This window comes from Elstera litoralis, from assembly GCF_000963705.1.
GTDB lineage: Bacteria > Pseudomonadota > Alphaproteobacteria > Elsterales > Elsteraceae > Elstera > Elstera litoralis.
In genome coordinates, this window is record NZ_LAJY01000233.1 from 1 (window position 1) to 3,941 (window position 3,941).

4 protein-coding genes are annotated in these 3,941 nt (G+C 61.9%); all 4 read left to right on the forward strand.

From position 1 onward, the window contains the following. Positions 1–231 precede the first annotated feature (231 nt). The 4 genes from VZ95_RS09960 (at position 232) to argE (ending at position 3,716) form a co-directional block, all read left to right on the forward strand. The gene (locus VZ95_RS09960; RefSeq protein WP_052711658.1) at positions 232–1,086 is read left to right on the forward strand and encodes an OmpA family protein; all 855 of its coding nucleotides are present in this window, start codon (positions 232–234) and stop codon (positions 1,084–1,086) included. Positions 1,087–1,232: 146 nt separating this feature from the next. Next, positions 1,233–1,625 (forward strand): Co2+/Mg2+ efflux protein ApaG, encoded by a 393-nt coding sequence (gene apaG, locus VZ95_RS09965; protein WP_045775709.1) that lies wholly within the window; start codon positions 1,233–1,235, stop codon positions 1,623–1,625. A gap of 217 nt (positions 1,626–1,842) precedes the next feature. Next, a complete protein-coding gene (folE, locus tag VZ95_RS09970; RefSeq protein WP_045775711.1) occupies positions 1,843–2,469 on the forward strand; it encodes a GTP cyclohydrolase I FolE in 627 nt (208 codons plus the stop codon). Positions 2,470–2,522: 53 nt separating this feature from the next. Then, positions 2,523–3,716 (forward strand): acetylornithine deacetylase, encoded by a 1,194-nt coding sequence (gene argE / locus VZ95_RS09975; RefSeq protein ID WP_052711659.1) that lies wholly within the window; start codon positions 2,523–2,525, stop codon positions 3,714–3,716. Positions 3,717–3,941 lie beyond the last annotated feature (225 nt).

The following is a 3,941-nucleotide window of genomic DNA, read 5'->3' on the forward strand; positions in this document are numbered from 1 at the left end:
GGCTCCCAGCGCGTTTTAGGAGAGATGCAATGGTGTCGCACCTCTGCGACAAATAGGCAACTTGGGAGTAAAAACCATGATTTGTCGCGCACTGTGATACACGCGGGCGTCGGTTCGGGCTTGCTCCCAAGACGGTGGGGCAGTAGAACTGGCAGCATGAATATAGAGCTTGGGGCTCGTCTAAAGGCGCGATCACTCTTGCGCCTTGGCGGGATAAAAAAGGAGAATGCTATGAAGTCGGTTAAGCTGCTAAGTGTAATTGCCGGTCTGGCCCTTCTTACGGGCTGCGGTGCGATGGATATCGAAGCGTTGCGCGGCACCACCGCGCCGTCGCAGGGCACGGCCTTCACGAAGGCGCTGACCACTGAATATCGCGCCCTTACGGTCTTCGAAGCGGATGAAATGAAGGATTGGCCCGATGCCTATACCTTCGCCGCTAAGGGCCTTGCCGCATCGCGCGGTGAAAATGTCCTCCCGGAAGTGCTGACCAACTGGTCGTTGACCCCGGAAAAGGCCCAGGAACTCGGTACGGCCCGCGCCAAGCTGATCCAGGCGCTTGATGCCAACGCCCGCGCGGGTAAGCCCGCCATTGCCGCCAAGGCACAAACGGCGTTCGATTGCTGGGTTGAGCAGGAAGAAGAAGCCTTCCAGCTTGCCGATATCGCTTCGTGCCGCAGCATCTTCGAACATGCCATGTCGCAGCTCGTAGCGCCGGTCGCGACGCAGACGCAAGCCCCGGCGCAGCCGGCTGCGCTCAGCAAGAACTTCATCATCTATTTCGCCTGGGATAGCGCCCGTCTCGACGCCGCTGGCCTGCGCATTATCGATGAAGCTTCGGCAACGGCCAAGGCAACCGGGAACGCCCGCATCACCATCGTCGGTCATGCCGATCGCTCGGGGACGCCGGAATATAACACCCGCTTGTCGCTGCGGCGCGCCGATGCGGTCCGTGGCGCACTCGTCGCCAAGGGCATCGCGACCGAACGGACTTCGGTGACGGCACTCGGCGAAACCGAACCGGCCGTTCCGACGGCGGATGGCGTGCGTGAAGGCCGCAACCGTCGCGTGGAACTGACCATCCGCTAACCCCGGATACAGTCTAAGCCTTAAGGGCGCCGATCCCTCCTGGGGGATCGGCGCTTTTATTTTTGGGCCATCCGGTGTTAGGTTTATAAAAATGTAAAGAAGCCCCCCTTGTTCTGAGACCAGTGGGGGCATAGGGATTCTCAAGCATGTACAGCGCCACAACCAACGCCATCACCGTAACGGTGCAGCCCACTTTTCTCGAAGACCAGTCGGAACCCCAGGCCGGACGCTTCGTGTGGGCCTATCACATCCGCATCAACAATGGCGGCAACCGCACGGTTCAACTGCTGAACCGCCATTGGGAAATCACCGATGGTATCGGGCGACGGCAGGAGGTCCACGGCACCGGCGTCGTCGGCGAACAGCCCGTGCTGAAACCGGGCCAAACCTTCGAATATACCAGCGGCACGCCGCTCACAACGCCGTCTGGCATTATGGTCGGCACCTATCAGATGGAAGCCGAGGATGGGGAGCGCTTTGATATCGCCGTCCCCGCCTTCTCGCTCGATTCGCCCCATCAGGCCGTGCGGCTGAATTAACAGGGCACCTTTAGGGCCAACCTCGGCTTGACATCGGATGCCGATGCGCCATGTCAGAGAAGCTTGCAGCGAAGCTCCCCCACACGGGTAAAAAAGCCGCTGACTCCACGGCTCGCCCGAGCCGCTTGCCTGAATCGCTCGACGGCGCTGCCTCTCGGCGCTTGGGCGCAGGACGAAAGGACCGATTGTGAACGCCTATACCACTCCGAAGACCGCCATTGCCGCCACGTCAGCGACAGCACCCGCCGCGACGCCGCGTCCGAGCCGGGAAGACGCGGAAGCCGCCGTGCGCACTCTCCTGCAATGGGCAGGCGACGATCCCACTCGCGAAGGGTTGATCGATACCCCGGCGCGGGTCACGCGCGCCTTCGAGGAATGGTTCGCAGGCTATGGCATCGATCCGCGCGAGATGCTTCAGCGGACCTTCGAGGAAACCGACGGCTACGACGAAATGGTGCTGCTGCGCGATATTCGCTTCGAATCCTACTGCGAGCACCATATGGCGCCGATCATCGGCAAGGCCCATATCGCCTATCTGCCGAAAAGCCGCGTCGTTGGGATTTCCAAACTGGCGCGCGTCGTGGAAGTCTTCGCCAAGCGCTTGCAGATTCAAGAGAAAATGACGGCGCAGATCGCCAATGTGCTCGATGAGGTGCTGCAACCCCTCGGCGTGGCCGTGGTCATCGAAGCGCAACACCAGTGCATGACCACGCGCGGTGTCCATAAGACGGGGGTGGCGATGGTCACGAGCCGGATGCTGGGCGCGTTCCGCAGCAATGTCGAAACGCGGCGCGAATTTCTCGCCTTGATCGGCCAGCCTGGGCTAGGCTCTTCCGCAGTATAATGATGTCGGGCGAGGGGCTCCCCTCGCCCGCACGGCGGAAAGGATGCTGAGACGTGCCTATTGGAGAAAGCCTAACCGCGCGCGCCTTGCTCGACCGGCTCGTCGCTTTTCCCTCCGTCTCCTCCGACAGCAATCTCGATCTCATCCGCTTCATCGGCGATTATCTCGACGGATGGGGCGTGCCCTGGCGGCTGAGCCGCTCGGTCGATGGCCATAAGGCCAATCTGTTTGCCACGATCCCGGCAACCTCCGGCGAAACCCGCCGGGGTGGGCTTGTCCTCTCGGGGCATACCGATGTTGTGCCCGTCGCCTCCCAAACCTGGAGCAGCGATCCCTTCACCGTTACCGAACGCGGCACGCGGCTTTATGGGCGCGGCACGTCGGACATGAAGGGCTTTTGCGCCGTAGCGCTGGCCCAAGTTCCGGCCCTCGTGAAAAATCCGCTGCCGGTGCCGCTGCATTTCGCCTTCTCCTGCGACGAGGAAACCGGCTGCCAGGGCGTGCCCTCGCTGTTGGCCGATCTCTTGGCGGAGGGCATCGCCCCGCGCGCCGCCATCATCGGCGAGCCGACCCTAATGCAGGTGGTGAACAGCCATAAGGGCTGCTACGTGGTGGAAGCGCTGATTACCGGCATTCCCGCCCATTCCAGTCAGCCCCATCGCGGCGTTTCGGCGATTAGCGCCGCCGCCAAACTGATCGCCGCCATCGAGCGGGAAGATGCCGCTACCCTCACCCGGCAAGCCGCAAACAGCGATTTCGAGCCGCCCCGCTCCAGCCTCACCGTGGGCATGATCCAGGGCGGCACCGCCACCAATATTATTCCCGGCTTCTGCCGCCTCGCCTGGGATCTGCGGCTCGCGCCCTGGGATCGGGCCGAGGACATCTTGGGCCGCATCTATAAGGTGGTGGACGAAGAAATCCGCCCCGGCCTAAAGGCCCAGCACCCGGACGCCGATATCGAAATCCGCCCGATTGCCACCGTGCCGCCGCTGCGCCCCGATCCGGCCTCGGCCATCGAACGGCTCACCCTCGCCCTCACCGGCCATAACCGCGCGATTGCCGTATCCTACGCCACGGAAGCCGGGCTGTTTCAGCAGGACGGAATGGATACGATCATCTGCGGCCCCGGCTCCATCGATCAAGCCCATCAGCCCGATGAGTTTATCGAGGCGAGCGAGCTTGTCGCTTGCGACGCTTTTTTAGGAAAGCTCTTCGAGAAGCTGCGCAACGGCGCGCTTGGGGGATAAGCGGACCCAATAAAAAAGCCGGTCGAATCCAATTTTCGACCGGCTTTTCTAAATAAGGCGCTCTAATCGTCGCTGCCCCGGCCCTGGTGGATCCAGTTGCGCATGTTTTTGACGAAAGCTTCCGGGTTTTTTTCCAGAATCTTATTGATCTGCTTCACCAGGGAGGCCCGCACGCTGCCGTCGACGCCGCGCAGCTTCATTTCAAGCTCCTCGGCGAAGGCATCG

Coding starts and splice junctions, on each gene's coding strand:
- VZ95_RS09960 (WP_052711658.1), top strand. CDS start 232: ATGAAGTCGGTTAAGCTGCTAAGTGTAATTGCCGGTCTGGCCCTTCTT.
- apaG (WP_045775709.1), top strand. CDS start 1,233: ATGTACAGCGCCACAACCAACGCCATCACCGTAACGGTGCAGCCCACT.